This is a genomic window from Nocardia sp. NPDC004151 (assembly GCF_042874235.1).
GTDB lineage: Bacteria > Actinomycetota > Actinomycetes > Mycobacteriales > Mycobacteriaceae > Nocardia.
In genome coordinates this window covers 175,855-192,799 of sequence record NZ_JBIAMR010000005.1, presented here as the reverse complement: position 1 = coordinate 192,799, position 16,945 = coordinate 175,855, and the positions used below count along the sequence as shown (strand labels likewise).

The window sequence follows — 16,945 nt, the reverse complement described above, 5'->3', positions numbered from 1 at the left end:
GGTCTATGCGTGCGGCGGCACCGGACCGGGCGTCGCGTAGTGCCGCAGCAGTGGTCGTAGCCGATCGAACAGCGAGTCGGTGCGGTCGAACTGGGAGAAGTGGTCGCCCGGCAAGATGCGTACCTCGCTGTGGACCGTGGTGTGCTCACGCCAGGCGGCCAGGTCGAGTTCATCGACCAGCGGATCGGCTTCGCCGCCGAAGGCGTGGATCGGGCACGGTAGCGGAGGGCGGGCGTCGTTTCGAGCGTCCGCGCAGACCCGGAGATCGTCTCGGATCACCGGCAGCGCGGCCGTGAGCAGCGCCGGGACCTCGAGGATCGGTGCGGGCAGCCCGCCCAGGTCGGTCAGCAATCGGATCAGCGCCGTGTCGTCGAGCGCGTCGACCGGGGGCAGCGGCCACGGCAGGTGCGGGGCCGCGCACCCGGAAATGATCAGTGCGGCAGGCAATGTCGCGCCCCGGTCTTGTCGGCGGCAGGCGAGCCGGTGCGCGATGAGCCCACCCATGCTGTGCCCGAAGAAGACGTGCGGTGCGGCCAGGTGTTCGTCCAGCCGAGCGTCCAGGTCGGCGAGCAATGGCTCGATTTCGCTGAATCGCGGCTCCGCGCAGCGTCGTTCGCGGCCCGGCAGCAGTACCGGTCGCACCGTGATGTGCGGGCCCAGCGCGCGCTGCCAGCCACGGTAGGGCGAGGACCCGCCGCCTGCGTGGTGGAAACAGAACAGCCGCAGGGACTCCGGATCCGCCGCGGCGACGGGGTCGAGGTACCCGTTCACCCCGCCGCCCGCAGGGTCTCCAGCTCCTCGGCGAGGATTTTCACCGTGGAGGTGATCTGTTCCTCGGTGTGGCAGGCGGTGATGAAGAACCGCAGCCGGGCCTTGTCCTCCGGGACGGCGGGATACAGGATCGGGTTGGCGTTGATGCCCCTGCGCAGCAACGCATTCGACAAGGCCAGCGCCCGCATCGAGTCGCCGATGATGCACGGCACCACCGGGGTGTCCTGACTGTCGCCGGTGTCGATGCCCGCTTCCTGGGCGAGAGTCAGGAACAGCCGGGACAGTTCGCGCAGTCGCCGCGGCAGCTCGGGTTCGGCCCGCAGCTGGCGGATCGCCGCCAGTGAGGCCGCGGCATTGGCCGGGGTGATGCCGACGCTGTAGATGAATCCGGGGGTCGTGTATTTCAGGAATCGGACCAGTTCGGCGCTGCCCGCGACATAGCCGCCGCAGCCCGCGAGCGCCTTCGACATGGTGCCGGACCACAGCTCCACGTCGGCGCGGTCGATATCGAAGTGCTCGCCGATGCCGCCGCCGGTCGCGCCGAGCACGCCGATGCTGTGCGCTTCGTCGATCATCAACAGCGCCTTGTGTTTCCGCTTCACCTCGATGATCGCGGGCAGGTCGGGGATGTCGCCGTCCTGGCTGTACACGCCCTCGATGACGATCAGGACCCGCCGGTAGCGGCCGCGGATGTCGGCGAGTACACGGTCGAGGGCGGCGTGGTCGTTGTGCGGGAACGGCCGCCGGGTGGCTCCGGAGAGCTTGCAGCCCTGCAGGATGCTGTCGTGCGCCAGGCTGTCGTGGACGATCAGGTCGCCGGGGCCGACGATGTGCCCGATCACGGTGACATTGGTGGCGTGTCCGCTGGTGAAGGTGATCGCGTCCTCGGTGCCGAGCAGGGCGGCGAGCTCGCGCTCGAGTTCGGCGTGGATCGTCTTCTCGCCGGAGAGCAGGCGGCTGGCGGAGACCGAGCTGCCGTAGCGCGTCACCGCGTCGCACACGGCGGTGGTGACGGCGGGGTGGCCGGACATGCCGAGGTAGTTGTAGCTCGAGAAGTTCAGGACGTCCTGTCCCCCGATCACCGAGGTGTCGCGGGTGACTCCGTCATTGATCAGGAAGTACGGGTTGCTGACGCCGAGCTGCTCGGCCAGCCCGATCCGGTCGAAGATCGCCCGCACCTCCGGGAAGTCCGCGATGCGGTACTGCGGTTCGACGCCCGGGGCGGGCTCCGGCACGAGCGGTTCCGCGGGCTCCGCCGGCGACGGCGCGGCCACCAGCCCGATCACGTCCGCGATCGTCGTCGCCGGGGTGAACCACTCGGGTGTGATGGTGAATCCCGGTATGCGGCGGGCGATTCCACCGAACAGGTCGGCGATCATGATCGAGTCGAATCCCAGGTCGCCGCTGATGGTCTGATCGCCGGTGAGCCCGGCTACCGGAAATCCGCTCACCCGTGCGAACTCGGCGCGGACCACGGCCGCGGCATCGGGGCTCGCGCCGCTGTGGGCGGGCACGGTGAGGGCGCGGGGCCGGGCCGGGTGCGCCGGGGCTGCGACGGACCCTCCGGCGGCGGCCGACAGCAGGGCGTTCTGTTCCCGGAACAGCGCGATGAGTTGGTCCATGGTGGTGTCCTCGAGCGGGGGTGTCGGTGACGGGGCGGGCGTGGAGTCGATCCGGGTCCAGTAGCGGTGGGTCGTGTCGAAGTCGTAGCCGCCGACGCGCCGCCGGATCCGATCGCCGGGTTCGTACAGCGCGTCCCAATCCGGGTCGAGACCATCGCGATACAGCGCCGCGATGGTCTCGGCCAGCTCGTCGCCCGAGGCTCGCGGTCCGGCGCACGGCGCGTGCACCGGGACCGTCGGCCGATCGGCCGAGCAGGGTCGCGAGCGTGCGCTGCGGGCCCACCTCGATCAGGTGGGTCGGCTCGGTGGCCAGCGCGGCGGCCGCGGCGTCGGCGAAGCGCACGGTGGCCTCGAGCTGGTCGGTCCAGTAGGCGGCGTCCATCGGCTCCCCGGCGTCGAGCAGACGGCCGCGCAGCGTCGAGTAGATCGGGATTTCGGGCGGCTGGTAGGCGCATTCCCGTGCGACCGTGGCGAACTCGTCCCGCATGCCCGCCATCAGCGGCGAGTGGAAGGCGTGCGAGACGGTGAGCCGCCGGACGCCGACGCCGCGGCCGGTCAGCACCGCGCCGAGGCGCTCGATCGCGTCGCCCGCACCCGAAACCACCACGTCCTGGGGACCATTGATCGCCGCCAGCGCCACATCGGGCTCGTGCGCGATCAATGCGGCGGCCGTCTCAGGCGTCGCGCGCACCGCCAGCATCGCGCCGTCGCCCGGCAAATTCTGCATGAGCCGCCCGCGGGCGGTGATGAGCCGGCACGCGTCGTCGAGGGAGAACACCCCGGCGATCGCGGCCGCGGCGAACTCGCCGACACTGTGCCCGAGCAGCCAGGCGGGTTCGGCCCCTAGCGCGAGCAGCGTCCGAGACAGCGCGTATTCGACCGCGAACAGCGCCGGCTGCGCGAACTCGGTGCGATGCACGCTGCCATCATCGTCGCCGAGCAGCAGATCGGCGATCGAGCGGTGCAGGTGAACCGCCATGCGCTCGTCCACCTCGGTGAGCGCGCGCCGGTACACCGCGGAAGCCCGGTACAGCGCGCGCGACATTCCGGGATATTGGGAGCCCTGCCCGGTGAACATCCAGCCGATCGACAACCGCTGGGCGGCACCGGAGTTCATGTCGAGGACGACCGGGTCCGCGGCGCATTCACGCAGCGCGGCCACCGCGCTCTCCCGGTCCCGCGCCACCAGCGCCAGCCGGTGGCGCCCCGACGACTTCACCTGATTCGTCGACCAGCACAGCTCACTCAGCCGACCGGACTCCCCCGCGATCCGATCGGCGAGGCGAACAGCGTTGCGCCGCAATCCTTCCCGATCGTTCGACGACAGGGTGAGCACGCCGCCGCCATCGGCCGCAGACGCCGGTGTGACCGGCGGAGCGCTCGTCAGCAGCATGTGCGCGTTGGTGCCGCCCATGCCGAAGCTCGAGACGGCGCCGTGTATCCGCCCCTCCGGCAGGGCCATCGGCTCGTCGAGCAGGCGCAGCCCGTGCTCGGCCAAGCGCAGCCCCGGGTTCGCCTCGGCCGCGTACCGGGTGGGCGGGACGGTGCCGTGGTGCAGGCTCAACGCCGCCTTGATCACTCCCGCGATTCCGGCGGCCCCTTCGGTGTGGCCGAGGTTGCCCTTGATCGAGCCGATCGCGCACGGAGTCGCGGCCCGTGCCGCGTGCACCGCGCCGAGCGCCTTGATCTCGATCATGTCGCCGAGCACGGTCCCGGTGCCGTGCGCCTCGAGGAACGCGACCTGATCGGCGTCCACCCCGGCCCGCCGGTACGCCTCGGCGACGACGTGCTGCTGGGCCCACCGATTCGGCGCGGTGATCCCATTGCTGCGGCCGTCGTTGTTCACCGCGCTGCCGGTGATCAGCGCATAGATCGGCAGCCCCGCGGCCTGGGCGTCGGCGAGCCTGCGCAGCACCAGCACCGCGACGCCCTCGCCGCGGCCGATGCCGTCGGCCTTGCCGCTGAACGGTTTACAGTGCCCATCCGGCGCGGACAGGCCCGCCTGGGTGTAGAAGACGTTGAGCGCGGGCGTCACCGCGATATTGACGCCCCCGGCCAGCGCTTGATCGCATTCACCGGCGCGCAACGCGACGCAGGCCTGGTGGATCGCGACCAGCGACGACGAGCACGCGGTGTCGACCGCCATGCTCGGCCCCTTCAGATCCAGCTGGTAGCTGAGCCGGTTCGCGGTCATGAAATACCCGTTGCCCGAACCGATCTGCGGGGTGATGCGCTCGTAGTCGCGCATCCGCACGGTGGCCCATTCGTTGGCCATGACCCCGACGAACACGCCGGTGTTCGAGCCCGCCTGCCCGCGCGGGTCCAGGGTGGCGTCCTCGAACGCCCGCCACGCCGCCTGCAGCAGCAGCCGCTGTTGCGGGTCCATCGCCTCGGCCTCGCGCGGCGTGATGCCGAAGAAGTCGTCGTCGAATGCGTCCGCGTCGGTGAGGAATCCGCCGGTGCGGTTGTTGACCCGGCCCGGGCCGCCCGCGGGATCATGAAAATCGGCCGCACGCCAGCGGTTGCCGGGAACCTCGGTGATCGCGTCCCCGCCCGCCATCAGCAACGCCCAGAGCGCTTCGGGGTCCGGCGCTTGCGGGAAGCGGCAGTCGATTCCGACGATGGCGATCGCGTCGTTCATGCCTGCGGCCCGGGTAATTCGGCGACTCGGCCGGTGATGTAGCCGCCGAGTTCGAGGATGGTCGGGTAGTCGAACACGATCGTCGGATCCACCGCGAGGTCCCATTCGACTTCGATCTCGCCGCACAGGCTCACCGCGGACACCGAGTCCATGCCCAGTTCGGCGAGCGGCAGGGTGGGGTCGATATCACGCGGGGATCGGCCGAGGTACCCGGCGACCCGGGCGGTGAGCCAGTCCACGACGACGGCGTCCTGGCGAGCGGGCGCAAAGGGTCTCATCGGTGGTGTCTCCTGAGGTTTCGATCGCGGTCGGGTCAGCGGGCGAGAACGTTGGTGCGCAGCAGTTGGACCGACGGTTCGATCTCCTCGTGCAGCACGCCGTCGACGGTGTTGTCCAGGAACGCGGATCGCATCGAATTGCGTTGCACCTTGCCGCTGGTGGTGCGGTGGACCGCGCGGTGCTCGACGAGCACCACGTTCGGCGCGGGCAGCTCGAACCCGCGCGCCACCGCCGCCTTGATGCGGGACGACAACTCGGCGATGGGCAGCTCGCCCAGCTGCGCGGTGCGCACGCCCTGGACGACCAGCAGACGCTCCTGGCTGTCGGTGTCGATCGACAGCACCACCCCGGGCGCGTCGGCCACCGCCGGATGGGTGTCGCGCACGGCCTCCTCGATATCGTGCGGATACAGGTTGCGGCCGTTCACGATGATCAGGTCCTTGAGCCGTCCGGTGATGAACAGCTCGCCGTCGCGAAGCGCGCCCAGGTCGCCGGTCCGCAGATAGGGCCCCAGACCCTCGGTGCGGGCGGCGAAGCGGTCCCGGGTCTCGTCGGTCCGATTCCAATAGCCTTGTGCCACACTGGGTCCGCCGAGCCAGATCTCGCCGATCTGCCCGTCGGGCAGGGTCTTCAGAGTGCCCGGGTCGACGATCCGGACGTCGATGCCGGTGACCGCCGCGCCGCACCCCACCAGGCGGGTGCCGTGCGGGGCGGGCACCAGCCGATTGTGTTCCAGCTCCGCGGAATCCACGTCGAGGTATACCGGTGGCATGCCGGGCCGCGCCGCGGTCGCCATCAGCGTCACCTCGGCCATGCCGTACGCGGGGAGGAACGCGGTCGGGGCGAGACCTGCCGGGGCCAGGTGCTCGATCACCGCGTCCATGGTGCGGGCCCGGATCGGTTCGGCGCCGTTGAGCGCCACCCGCAGCGACGAGAGATCCAGGCCCGCGCGTTGCGCGTCGGTCACCCGGCGCGCGAGCAGTTCGTAGGCGAAGTTCGGGGCCGCCATGAGGTTCCCGCGGTAGCGGTCGACGGCTTCGAGCAGCCGGACCGGATGCTTGAGGAACGTCACCGGCGACATGAAGACCAGGTTCGCGCCCGCGTACAGCGGTTGCAGCAGCATCCCGATCAGGCCCATGTCGTGGAAGTGCGGCAACCACCCGACGACGACGTCGGTGTCGACGACGGCGGCTCGCTCGGTGATGGCCGCCTCGTTGTGCATGAGGTTGGCGTGCGACACCGCCACGCCCTTCGGCTCGCTCGTGGAACCCGAGGTGTACTGCAGGAAAGCGATCGTCTCGCCGGTGATGCCCGGCATCGCCCAGGCCTCCGGATCACCGAGGGACTCCGCGTCGGTGGCCACGACGGCGACCGATCCGTTCTGGGCGTGCAGCCACCCGGCCACGGGTTCGCGCAGCGCGGTGGCGGTGAGGACGAGTCCGGCGCCGGCATCCGCGAGCATGCCCGCCACCCGCCGCATGCTGCGCGCGTCGGTGGGGACCGGCGCGGGCACCGCGATCACCCCCGCGTACAGGCAGCCGAGGAAGGCGCGCAGGAACTCCGGACCCGGCGGATACAGCAGCAGGACCGGTCGGTCGGCCTCGGCGCGCGACGTCAGCCAGTCGGCCAGGGCCCTGGCATCGCGGTCCAGCTCGCGGTAGGTCGAGACGTCCTCGACCAGCTCGCGACCGGCCTCGCGCAAGTAGGTGCAGGTCCTGGCATCGCCGAGCGCCTCGGCTCGGCCGCGGAGGTGGGCGACGAAGGTGGAATGCATCCGGTGAACTCCTGGCTGGCGGATTCTGTCGTCGGGGGAACATTTCGGACCGTGCCCTGCCAGCAATGATGTGCGTGCAAATCTCCGGCAAATAGCCACCCAGGGAGTGGGACGAACCCACCCTCTGGGGTTCACGCCGAGTCCGAGGGTGCGCGTCACCAGCGGGCAGAGCGGTGGCCACACCTCAGGGGATCTCCCCGGGCATGGCGAGGCCGATATCGACAGACACTAGGACACAACACAATTCAGGAGAAACAGAGATTTCGGGGCAATTCACAACCTGCACGTGTCAAAGCCCCGCGCCGATCCCGGGCGGCTCGGCAGAGAATCCGAATCCGGCGCCGGCGGGTACTGCCGCACCGGGCTCACCGCCCTATCACTACCCCATGAACGGGTTGTGGCGCACGGTCAGCTGCTTGTACAACATCCGCTGAATGGTCTCGCGAACCTGATCGGCGACCTCGAACATGGTCATCGGATCGTCAGCCGCCTGCGGGCCATAGTCGGCGGTGGGGATGGGGCGGCCGAAATCGATGTACCACTTCGACGGCAGCGGTACGCACCCGAGCAGACCCAGCTGCGGGAACAGCGGCGTCACCGGGAAGTACGGGAGCCCGAGCAGCCGGGCCAGCGGCGCGAGGTCGGCCAATTTCGGATAGATCTCCTCCGACCCGACGATCGAGCAGGGAATCAGTGGCACACCGGTTTTCAGGGCCAGCGAGGCGAAGCCGCCGCGCCCGAAACGCTGGAGCTTGTATCGCGCGCTGTACGGCTTTCCGACGCCCTTGAAGCCTTCGGGGAACACCCCCGCCAGCTCGCCGGTGCGCAACAGCTGCTCGGCGCCCTCGGGGCAGGCCGGCGTGTGCCCCGCCCGGCGCGCCAGCCCGCTCACGATCGGCAGCTCGAAGACGAGGTCGGCGGCCAGCAGGCGCAGCGCCCGATGCTCGGGGTGACGATCGTGCACGGCCAGTTGCAGCATCAGCGCGTCCAGCGGCAGCACCCCGGCATGGTTGGCCACGATCAGCGCGCCCTCGGCGTCCGGGAGATTCTCGATGCCGGAGACCTGGACCCGGAACCACCGCTGCGACAGCGGCCGCAGCACCGGCAGAATCAGCGACTCCAGGAGATGCTCGTCGAGGCCGAACTCGTCGCGATGGAAGTCGCCGGTGAGGCGGCGACGCGCGAAATCGGCAGCGCCACGGACACCCGCGACGAGATTGCCCGGCGCCAGATCACCGAGTATCACGCGAGGACCGCGACGACGGCGAGCTTCCGAATCCGCATGTTGTGAACCACCGTTCGATTAGTTGCGGGAACTGCAAACGTGGGGTGTGGAGCACGGGAAAGCGTGATCGGCTCGATCCTATGGGAACTCGTCGGAATTGCTTCGTAGTCACCATCGGAACCAGTGTCTGTGCGCCTCCGCCTCGTCGGCACGGGGGAAGCCGAACGCGAAGATAAACACCACCAGGAGCGCCGCGGCGACCCACCATAAGGCATTCAGTGCGAAACCGGCCGCAAAGACAATCCCTGCGAGCAGGAGCACCACTAGCGGAATAATCATTCTTTCGCACCTCCTACCGGCCGCGTACCCGGATTTACCCACTGCTAACAACCGGGCCGCAGCGCGCGGCCCGCGTGGCCGAACCGATCCGGGATCGCCCCACGTGCACGGGTTTCCGGTGGACGAGGGTCTCGCCCCAGCGTCGCGGTAGTACACGTGGGGCGCGACCCTCGTATCGGCTCAACCGTCGGGGTTGTGTGTTGCGCCGACATCTCAGCGCATACCAATGGGTCCGTCTTCTCAACCGGTCGGTGCCGATCGCGGCGAATAGGTGACCGGGTCGTTACCGGCTCCCCACCATCCCCCGGGAGTACTATTTGTTCAGGGTTTATGAAAAAGCCTGGTCACTCGCGGCCATGCAGGGTGCTGACCGCGAACGGCGTTCTTCCAATGCGCCCCGAAACCCAGGTGATGGTAATGAACCGTCCAACGAACCCTGTTCTCATGACCACCTCGGCCGCGATCGCGGACCATACGAACGTCTGCACCATCGGTGGCGAGATCGATGCCCTGACCGCCCCCGCCTTTCAGAAGGCACTGCTCGACAGTGTCGGCATCGGCGGATCGACCGTCATCGACATGACCGCGGTGACTTTCTTCGGCATAGCCGGGATCGGCGCCTTGATCGCGGCCCGCGATTTCGCCGATCGCCGGCATTGCGCGCTCTGTCTCGACGGCTCGTACTGCGTCACACGAGTGCTGGAAGTAGTCGGTTTGGCATCGGAATTCGATGTCTGCCGGTCGGGCGGCGCCGAGCCACCGTCCATGCGCTACGACGAGGTCGAGGACCTCGTGCCGGGGCACCCGGCCTGACCTGGCTAGCCGTGTGTTCGCCAGTCGCGCACCGCGTCTCGTACGCGGTCGAACACCGCTGGCGGCGGTCCGGCGATCAGGTTCGCCGCGGCCGAGGATCCCGTGTGTGGATGGGGCCGGGTGGGGGCCACCGCCTCGGCGGCACGCACGGATCCGGCCGTGCGCTGGAGCTGGGTCGCCGAATACTGGCGACGCAACAGGACGAATTCCTCCGCCTCCTCGTGTGCCGCGTGATCGGCGACCGCGTCGGCGAAATCGGCGAGCTCGGCCTGGAAATTCGGATGATGGACGCTGAGGTCGACCATCTCCTCCGCGCCGAACCTGGCGCGCTTGGCGACCGGATGCACCACTTCTTCCTCGGCGCTGTCGTGAATCGCGAGCAGACGGACCATGGCTGTGCCCTTCTTTCGCTCGATTTCGACATCACGGGTGGGCGAAACCCCGGCCGCCGCGGGCTATAGGCGATGTGACCACCGTCAGGATGTGCGTACGCAGAATTCTGCGGCGATCGCGTCGACGAAGGCGGGGAGGTCGTCGGGTCGGCGGGAGGTGATCAGCGTCCAGCCTTCGGCGTCGCTGCGGACGACCGGCTGGTCGACCCAGGTCGCCCCGGCGTTGACCAGATCGGTGCGCAGCGAGTGATACGAGGTCAGCGTCTTACCCGCGACCACCGCGGCCTCCACGAGCAGCCAGGGGCCGTGGCAGATGGCCGCGATCGGGCGGTCCGCCGCGATCAGCGATCGAACGAGTTCCCTTGCCGTGGCGTTGGTTCGGAGTTTGTCGGCATTGACGGTGCCGCCGGGGATCACCACGCCGTCGAACGAGCCGGGATCCACCTCACTCAGTGCAAGGTCGGGCCGCACGGGTTCGGATGGGATCAGGTCGTGCCGAAACGTCTGCACGTCGATATCCTCCGCGGCCGCGTGAGTCACGAATGCGCCGCGAGCGCGTAATTGATCTCGGGGAATGACCAGTTCGTCCCGCTCGACCCCGGTATTGGAAGTGACGATCAGGACGCGAACACCATCGAGTTCTGCTGACACCGATCTCTCCTCTCCCTTGGTATCACGGTTCGAGCGCGAACCTCGCCGTCGAGACACCGTCGCCGTCGACGATGCTGCCGGTACGGACCGCGACTGCCGTCCGGAAGTAATGCCTGCCAGACCATCTGGTCTGGACACCGTTCGCAATACCCGCGCGCAGCCGCTTCAACCCGTCCGGCGGTCGCGCGGAGCCGATCCGCGCGCACGAAGATCGGACGCTTCCACCACGCCGGTGATCCCGCGAGTTGATCAGCGTTTGAGGTCCGATTCGCCGGGAACTGCGTGAGGGCCATAGCCGCTTTCCACGAAGGAATAGTCATGATCATCCTGGGCCTCATTCTGCTGATCTTGGGGTTGGTTCTCGGGATCGGCATCCTCACGACCATCGGTGTCATTCTGCTGCTCATCGGCGCAGTCCTGTGGCTGCTCGGGACGGCCGGACGGCCGATCGGCGGCCGCGCGCACTACTGGTGATCGGACGATCCCCGAAACGCGTCGCGGAACCGAAATCCCCGGCCCACACTGCCACGGGCCGGGGACTCGGTACAGTCGCGCTCCGCGATCGCTGTACGGAAACAAGCTGCCCGACAGTTCGTTTCGACGAATCGGGGCGGTTGCTTCGGGCGCACGGGACCGGGCAACCGACATAAGGGTGACCGAAATACGAGGAAGTGTTCCCCATGACCGGACACACCGTTCGCACCGTGACCGTCCTGGCCGCGGCACTGCTGATTCCCCTCGCGGGGGCATGCGATCAGGCCAAGGAAGTCGTCAACAAGGGCGGCAGCACGCCGTGCAGCGAATTCACCCAGCAGGACCAGGCGAAGCAGCGGATCACCGTCCGCAAATACCTCGAACAGGACACGAAGGCGACCTCGTCGGCCGCGCCGGACACCGTCGACGCGTCCATCGCGGCCATCACCGTGATGTGCGAGGCGCAACGCAATCCGGACACCCCGATCCGGGACGCGGACCTCACCGGCATCCTCGTCCCGAAGAAGTAGCGACCGAGTCTCGTGATCGGAAGGTCACGCGGGGACGGCGCGCGTGGCGCGTCGCCAGACCCGGTGCCGCGCCAGAACTTCCGCGAAGGCATCGGCGAATCGCGCCGGGATGTCCTGACCGGACGCCGTGGTGACCACGACGCCGTCGACATTGCCGAGTCCGTCGTCGGGCGGTATCGGACTCAGTCCGATGGTCCGCAGCAGCGCCGCGCCCGCCCCGAATCCGCCGATCGGTTTGGCGTGCTTGTAGGCCTCCAGCACGAAGTGGACCGTGGGACCGTCACCGCCCAGCGATTCGACCGCGTCCGGACCACCCGCGACCAGGACACCGTCGTACAGGACCGACGACACGGTCGCCAGCGAACGATCCACCGGCACCGTCCCGCCGCCCTCGGCGCCGACCTCACCGCCGTGGGCCGCCAGGGTTTCCAGCACCGCGCCGCGCGCTCGCAGCGCGGAACTCACCCGTTCCAGCCCGTCGGCGTCGACGCCGTCCGCGATCAGCACGGCGATCTTGCGGGTGGCGATGCCCTCCCCGGGCAAGCTCGACTGCGACAGCGCCGGGGACGCGGTCACCTCCCCGTTGTACGACACACCCGGAACCCGCATGCCGAGTTCGGCGGCCACCCGGACCGCCAGATCGGCGTCGATGCGCGCGAGGTGTTCGAGGACGCGTTCGCGGATCTCGGGCCGGGTCAGCTTGCCGAGTTCGAAGGCGAAGGCGGCCACGATGTGATCGGCTTCGGGTTCGGACATACTGCGCCAGAACATGCGCGGCTGCGCGTAGTGCTCGCGGAACTTCGCACCGCGCGCCCGGGCCGTGGCGCCGTACAGCGACTCGGAATGGTGCTGGAACGCACCGTCCCCGGCCAGGACCGGGCAGCCGCCCCCGATCGTGTTCTCGGTGTAGGCCGCCTCGCCCTGCGGGATGGCGTGCTGTCCGTAGCCGTCCTGCTGGTGGTTGACCACGTCCGCCACCGGCCGATTGATCGGCAGCTGCGCGAAATTCGGCCCGCCCAGCCGGATCAGCTGCGTGTCCAGGTAGGAGAAGTTGCGCAGTTGCAGCAGCGGATCGTCGGTGAAATCGATGCCGCGCACCAGGTTCGCGGTGTGGAAGGCGACCTGTTCGGTCTCGGCGAAGAAGTTGTCCGGATTGCGATCGAGCACCATGGTCCCGACCGGTCGCACCGGAACGTATTCCTCCGGAATCAGTTTCGTCGCGTCCAGCAGATCGAAGTCGAAATCGAATTCCCGATGCTCCGGGATCAGCTGCACCCCGAGCTCCCATTCCGGGTACTGCCCGGCGGCGATGCAGTCCCACAGATCGCGCCGATTGAAGTCCGGGTCGCGCCCGGCGATCTGCTGGCATTCGTCCCACAGCAGTGAGTGCACGCCGAGTTTGGGTTTCCAGTGGAATTTCACGAACGTCGACTGCCCGTCGGAGTCGACGAGCCGGAAGGTGTGCACGCCGAAGCCCTGCATCATCCGATAGCTGCGCGGCAGGGCCCGGTCCGACATGAGCCACAGGATCGCGTGCAGGGTCTCCGGTTGCAGTGCCACGAAGTCCCAGAGGGTGTCGTGGGCCGAGGCGGCCTGCGGGATCTCGTTGTGGGGTTCGGGTTTCACCGCGTGCACGAAGTCGGGGAACTTGATGCCGTCCTGGATGAAGAAGACCGGGAAGTTATTGCCGACCAGATCGTAATTGCCCTCCGCGGTATAGAACTTCGTCGCGAAACCGCGCACGTCGCGGACGGTGTCGGCGGATCCGCGCGATCCCGCGACCGTGGAGAACCGCACGAACACCGGCGTCAACACGGTCGGATCGGTGAGGAACCGCGCCGTGGTGAACCGGCCCAGCCATCCGGTGTGCGGCCGGAAGCGCCCGTAGGCCCCGGCTCCGCGCGCGTGCACGACGCGTTCGGGAATCCGCTCGTGATCGAAGTGCGTGATCTTCTCGCGGGCGTGGAAGTCGGCCAGCAGGGCCGGGCCACGATCGCCCACCTTCACCGTGTCGTCGGTGCCGTCCACCCGGACGCCCTGCTGCGTGGTCAGGTAGCCCCTGTCTCGCGCGACGCGATACGAATCCAGCTGGCGCTGCTTGTCGTTCCTCTCACTGTCCATATGGCGACCTTCCTCCGCTCGATGGCCGGAAACCCGGATGTCTGCGTATCGCCCGCTTACCCGACCCGAGCGGTTTCACACACCCGCCCGCGACATGTCCGCGCCGGAGGCCGGTCAGACCTCGATGCGCTCGCCGAGGGTCACCGTGCGGTGGCGAGGCAGGCGGAAGTAGTCGGCCACGTCCGCGGAGAGGTGGCTGGTGGCGATGAACAGCCTGGTGCGCCAACGGGACATCGCGGGGTTGTCGGCGGCGCGGAGTTCTACTTCGGACAGGAAGTAGGAGGCATGGTCCAGGTCGAGTTCGCCTTCGGCCTCGTCGGTGTCGAGGGCGGCCAGGGCGGCGTGGACATCGGGGGTTTCCATGTAGCCGACTCGGACGGTGACGTGGACGATGCCGTCGTCGCGGTAGCCGAGGTGGTCGACGCGGACGCGGTCGTCCGGTGGGATTCGAGGGACGGGTTCGGTTTCCACCGAGGCGATGACGGTGTGGCGGTGGCGGACGTTGTTGTGTTCGACATTGGCGCGCAGGGCCAGCGGCACGGTGTCCTTGCCGCGGCTGAGGAAGACGGCGGTGCCGTCGACGATCGTCAATCGTGAGGGGTCGTGCCACAGGTCGTCGACGAACTCGCGCAGGGAGCCTTCCAGGCGGTCGCGTTCGGCGGCCACCACGCCGCGCCCGCGCTGCCAGGTCGTCATGACCACGAAGGCTGCCAGGCCGATCAGCAGCGGCAGCCAGGCGCCGTGCAGGAGTTTGGTGAGGTTGGCCGCGACGAACAGCAGGTCCACCGTGAGCAGTGGCGTCCAGACCACCACGACGAGCCACAGCGGCAGTTGCCATTTCGCGTGGGCGAGGTAGCCGAGCAGCAGGGTCGTGATGGTGATCGTGCACGTGACCGCCATACCGAAGGCGAAGGCCAGGGCGGTAGAACTACGGAAGGCCAGCACCAGGGTGAGCACCGCGACCAGCAGCAGCCAGTTGACCCACGGCACGTAGATCTGCCCGGGCGTCGAGTCCGAGGTGTGCGCGATGCGCAGCCGCGGCAGGTAGCCGATGCGCGCGGCCTGGGAGGCCACCGAGTACGCGCCGGTGATCACCGCCTGCGACGCGATGACCGTCGCCGCGGTGGCGAGGGCGACCATGGGCAGCCGGCCCCACTGCGGGACCAGCAGGAAGAACGGGCTCGCCACGTGGGCGCGGGTCCCGAGGATCAGGGCGGCCTGCCCGAAATAGCTGAGCACGCAGGCGGGCAGCACCAGCACGAGCCAAGCGGTGGTGATGGATCGGCGGCCGAAGTGCCCCAGATCCGCGTACAGCGCCTCCGCGCCGGTGACCGCCAGCACGATGGCGGCCAGCGCGAAGAACGCGACGGCGAAATGCCCGGCGAGGAAGCCGAGCGCGTAGCCGGGCCACAGCGCCTTCAGGATCGCCGGGTGCCGGCAGATCCCGCCGATGCCGCATGCCGCGATCGCCAGGAACCAGGTCACCATCACCGGCCCGAACAACCGGCCCACCGACTCGGTGCCGAGGTGCTGAAAGATGAACAGCAGCACGATGATCAGAGCCGTGACCGGCACGACCGCCTTGGCCAGAGACGGTTCCACCACCTCGATCCCCTCCACCGCGGACAGCACCGAGATGGCGGGAGTGATCATGCTGTCGCCGAAGAACAGTGCCGCGCCGAAGATTCCGAGAGCGGCCAGTATCGCGGCGGGTCGGCGGCCGCGCGCGGCGAAGCGCCGCACCAGCGTGATCAGCGCCATGATCCCGCCCTCACCGTCGTTGTCGGCGCGCATGGCCAGCAGCACATAGGTCACGGTCACGATGATCAGCACCGACCAGAACACCAGCGACACGACCCCGTACACATTGGCGGGTTCCACCGGCACGGGATGCGGGTCCGAGGGGTCGAACACCGTGCGCAGCGTGTAGATCGGACTGGTCCCGATATCGCCGAACACCACCCCCACCGCCCCGATCAGCAGACCCGGCCGGAGCGCGTCCCGCATCGAACCGCGTCCGCCCGACGCACCGGACTGCCCGGCCGACCCCGGGTCATCGGAGACCGTCGATTCCTGGCGCTCGGACATACCGTCACCTGGCCCGATCGTGGTCCGGATCGATCCCGATCGATAGGTTCGGTCCGCCGGTTCGGGGTACTGCGGTCATGTCCCTACCCTCCTCGCCGAGTGCTGATGCCTTCGGCGTACCCGCTCAGAGAGCGGAGACACAGCATCGGAGCAGTGCCATGCCCCAGGAATGGACGAAGAAAGAGGAACGTCAGTACGAGCACGTCCGCGACTCCGCCGAGGACCGCGGCGAGAGCCCGGCCCGGGCGCGGGAGATCGGTGCGCGCACGGTCAACAAGAACCGGGCCCGCGCGGGCGAGACCAAGACCGCCAGCCGGACATCCTTGCAGGGTAAGTCCCCGCAACAGCGTGGTGGCGAGCGTTCGGGTCGGCGCGGACCCAAGGGCCTGACCAAGGACCAGCTGTACAACGAGGCCAAGCAGCGAAACATCAAGGGCCGCTCGGGAATGTCGAAAGCGCAGCTCGCCCACGCTCTCGGCCGGGCCTGAACCGTCGCCTGGTCCGAGGTTCGCCCATTCCCGTTGCAGAGCTGGATGATTGGAGGCTTCGAGCAGTAAGGCATGGACGAACGCCTGCGGTAGATTGCCCCGCAGCTGGCGCTGCGTGACATCGAATTCCTCGGCGAAGAGGCCCGGTGTGCCGCAGGCGGCGCGGTTGCGTTCGAAGTAGCGGGCCGCGGTGACGGGCAGCGACAGATCGGCCGTCGCGATCGCCATCGCGAAGCCGCACAGCAGAAAAGCACCCTCGTTGTCGCCGAGCGGGTTCTCGCCGTCGCGATACCGGTATACATAGTAGTCGCTGGACAATTCGCGCGCGACCGCGGACACCGTGGCCCTGACTCGCGGATCACCCAGCGGCACGGCGCCGCGGATGATCGGCAGGAGCAGTGCGGCATCCACTTCCGGATGCTGCGGCGACCGTTGCCAGCGGCCCGTGGGGTGCACACTCGTCTTCGCCACCCGCGAGACCAGCGCGTCCGCCAAGGCGGTGCAGACGGCGCTGTCGGCTCCGGTGTCCGGCGACCCGGCGACCGCCCGCAGCCCGGCGGCGCAGATCAGCCCCGAGTGCGCCCAGTGCTCGTCGTCGATCTCCCAGATCCAGGCGTCACGCCGATCACGATGTGTGGCAATGGCTTCCACCGCAAGACCGACCGCTGACCGGTATTCGGCAGGCAGATGGTCGTGGTGGGCGGCGGCGAACACCAGTTGAGCCCGACACATGCGAT

General features: G+C 68.6%; 14 protein-coding genes and 2 pseudogenes. 3 read left to right on the top strand and 13 right to left on the bottom strand.

Annotated elements, in window-relative coordinates:
• Positions 1–3: 3 nt before the first annotated feature.
• The 8 genes and pseudogenes from ACFYTS_RS14280 to ACFYTS_RS14245 all read right to left on the bottom strand — a co-directional run bounded on the left by ACFYTS_RS14280 (position 4) and on the right by ACFYTS_RS14245 (position 8,651).
• Positions 4–771, bottom strand: a complete 768-nt coding sequence (locus ACFYTS_RS14280; protein ID WP_387304200.1) for a thioesterase II family protein — start codon at positions 769–771, stop codon at positions 4–6.
• Positions 768–2,006, bottom strand: a complete 1,239-nt coding sequence (locus ACFYTS_RS14275; protein WP_387304626.1) for an aminotransferase class I/II-fold pyridoxal phosphate-dependent enzyme — start codon at positions 2,004–2,006, stop codon at positions 768–770. The genes ACFYTS_RS14280 and ACFYTS_RS14275 overlap by 4 nt, the downstream gene beginning before the upstream one ends.
• A gap of 99 nt (positions 2,007–2,105) precedes the next feature.
• A pseudogene (locus ACFYTS_RS14270) lies at positions 2,106–2,393 on the bottom strand (phosphopantetheine-binding protein); the annotation flags it as partial.
• A gap of 253 nt (positions 2,394–2,646) precedes the next feature.
• Positions 2,647–5,034: pseudogene (locus ACFYTS_RS14265) on the bottom strand (type I polyketide synthase); the annotation flags it as partial.
• Positions 5,031–5,312, bottom strand: coding sequence for an acyl carrier protein (locus ACFYTS_RS14260; RefSeq protein ID WP_357277669.1), 282 nt, complete (start codon positions 5,310–5,312; stop codon positions 5,031–5,033). The gene ACFYTS_RS14260 and the pseudogene ACFYTS_RS14265, both read right to left, overlap by 4 nt.
• A 35-nt stretch (positions 5,313–5,347) precedes the next feature.
• Entirely contained in the window at positions 5,348–7,087 is a 1,740-nt protein-coding gene (locus ACFYTS_RS14255; protein ID WP_387304198.1) for a fatty acyl-AMP ligase, read from the bottom strand.
• 379 nt (positions 7,088–7,466) lie between these two features.
• Positions 7,467–8,333, bottom strand: a complete 867-nt coding sequence (locus ACFYTS_RS14250) for a lysophospholipid acyltransferase family protein (protein ID WP_387304196.1) — start codon at positions 8,331–8,333, stop codon at positions 7,467–7,469.
• A 147-nt stretch (positions 8,334–8,480) separates the two neighbouring features.
• Entirely contained in the window at positions 8,481–8,651 is a 171-nt protein-coding gene (locus ACFYTS_RS14245) for a hypothetical protein (protein WP_357277676.1), read from the bottom strand.
• Between the two features lie 363 nt (positions 8,652–9,014).
• Between ACFYTS_RS14245 and ACFYTS_RS14240 the strand changes: the two genes are divergently transcribed.
• Positions 9,015–9,464 carry an STAS domain-containing protein gene (locus tag ACFYTS_RS14240; RefSeq protein ID WP_387304194.1) on the top strand — a complete coding sequence of 150 codons (450 nt, stop codon included), beginning with the start codon at positions 9,015–9,017 and terminating at the stop codon, positions 9,462–9,464.
• 5 nt (positions 9,465–9,469) lie between these two features.
• Here ACFYTS_RS14240 and ACFYTS_RS14235 read toward each other — a convergent pair whose 3' ends face one another.
• Together ACFYTS_RS14235 and ACFYTS_RS14230 are read right to left on the bottom strand one after the other, a co-directional pair.
• Positions 9,470–9,856, bottom strand: a complete 387-nt coding sequence (locus ACFYTS_RS14235; RefSeq protein WP_387304192.1) for a hypothetical protein — start codon at positions 9,854–9,856, stop codon at positions 9,470–9,472.
• Between the two features lie 84 nt (positions 9,857–9,940).
• Positions 9,941–10,507: a type 1 glutamine amidotransferase domain-containing protein gene (locus ACFYTS_RS14230; RefSeq protein ID WP_387304190.1), complete on the bottom strand. Its 567-nt coding sequence runs from the start codon at positions 10,505–10,507 to the stop codon at positions 9,941–9,943.
• A 318-nt stretch (positions 10,508–10,825) separates the two neighbouring features.
• Here ACFYTS_RS14230 and ACFYTS_RS14225 point away from each other — a divergent pair, with 318 nt between their 5' ends.
• A complete protein-coding gene (locus ACFYTS_RS14225) occupies positions 10,826–10,981 on the top strand; it encodes a hypothetical protein (protein ID WP_387304188.1) in 156 nt (51 codons plus the stop codon).
• Between the two features lie 206 nt (positions 10,982–11,187).
• On the top strand, positions 11,188–11,511 hold the full coding sequence (locus tag ACFYTS_RS14220) for a hypothetical protein (protein WP_387304186.1): 324 nt from the start codon (positions 11,188–11,190) through the stop codon (positions 11,509–11,511).
• Positions 11,512–11,535: 24 nt separating this feature from the next.
• On the opposite strand, the gene ACFYTS_RS14215 is transcribed toward ACFYTS_RS14220, so the two are convergent.
• The 3 genes from ACFYTS_RS14215 to ACFYTS_RS14205 form a co-directional block, all read right to left on the bottom strand.
• The gene (locus tag ACFYTS_RS14215) at positions 11,536–13,632 is read right to left on the bottom strand and encodes a catalase (RefSeq protein WP_387304185.1); all 2,097 of its coding nucleotides are present in this window, start codon (positions 13,630–13,632) and stop codon (positions 11,536–11,538) included.
• A gap of 114 nt (positions 13,633–13,746) precedes the next feature.
• Positions 13,747–15,639, bottom strand: a complete 1,893-nt coding sequence (locus ACFYTS_RS14210; protein ID WP_387304623.1) for a potassium transporter Kup — start codon at positions 15,637–15,639, stop codon at positions 13,747–13,749.
• A 164-nt stretch (positions 15,640–15,803) separates the two neighbouring features.
• Positions 15,804–16,922 (bottom strand): glycoside hydrolase family 15 protein, encoded by a 1,119-nt coding sequence (locus ACFYTS_RS14205; RefSeq protein ID WP_387304183.1) that lies wholly within the window; start codon positions 16,920–16,922, stop codon positions 15,804–15,806.
• Positions 16,923–16,945: the final 23 nt, after the last annotated feature.

Bases quoted from the DNA above. Each gene is read 5' to 3' on its own strand.
- ACFYTS_RS14245 (WP_357277676.1), bottom strand. From the start codon at position 8,651: ATGATTATTCCGCTAGTGGTGCTCCTGCTCGCAGGGATTGTCTTTGCG.
- ACFYTS_RS14215 (WP_387304185.1), bottom strand. From the start codon at position 13,632: ATGGACAGTGAGAGGAACGACAAGCAGCGCCAGCTGGATTCGTATCGC.
- ACFYTS_RS14255 (WP_387304198.1), bottom strand. From the start codon at position 7,087: ATGCATTCCACCTTCGTCGCCCACCTCCGCGGCCGAGCCGAGGCGCTC.
- ACFYTS_RS14235 (WP_387304192.1), bottom strand. From the start codon at position 9,856: ATGGTCCGTCTGCTCGCGATTCACGACAGCGCCGAGGAAGAAGTGGTG.
- ACFYTS_RS14210 (WP_387304623.1), bottom strand. From the start codon at position 15,639: ATGCGGGACGCGCTCCGGCCGGGTCTGCTGATCGGGGCGGTGGGGGTG.
- ACFYTS_RS14260 (WP_357277669.1), bottom strand. From the start codon at position 5,312: ATGAGACCCTTTGCGCCCGCTCGCCAGGACGCCGTCGTCGTGGACTGG.
- ACFYTS_RS14220 (WP_387304186.1), top strand. From the start codon at position 11,188: ATGACCGGACACACCGTTCGCACCGTGACCGTCCTGGCCGCGGCACTG.
- ACFYTS_RS14225 (WP_387304188.1), top strand. From the start codon at position 10,826: ATGATCATCCTGGGCCTCATTCTGCTGATCTTGGGGTTGGTTCTCGGG.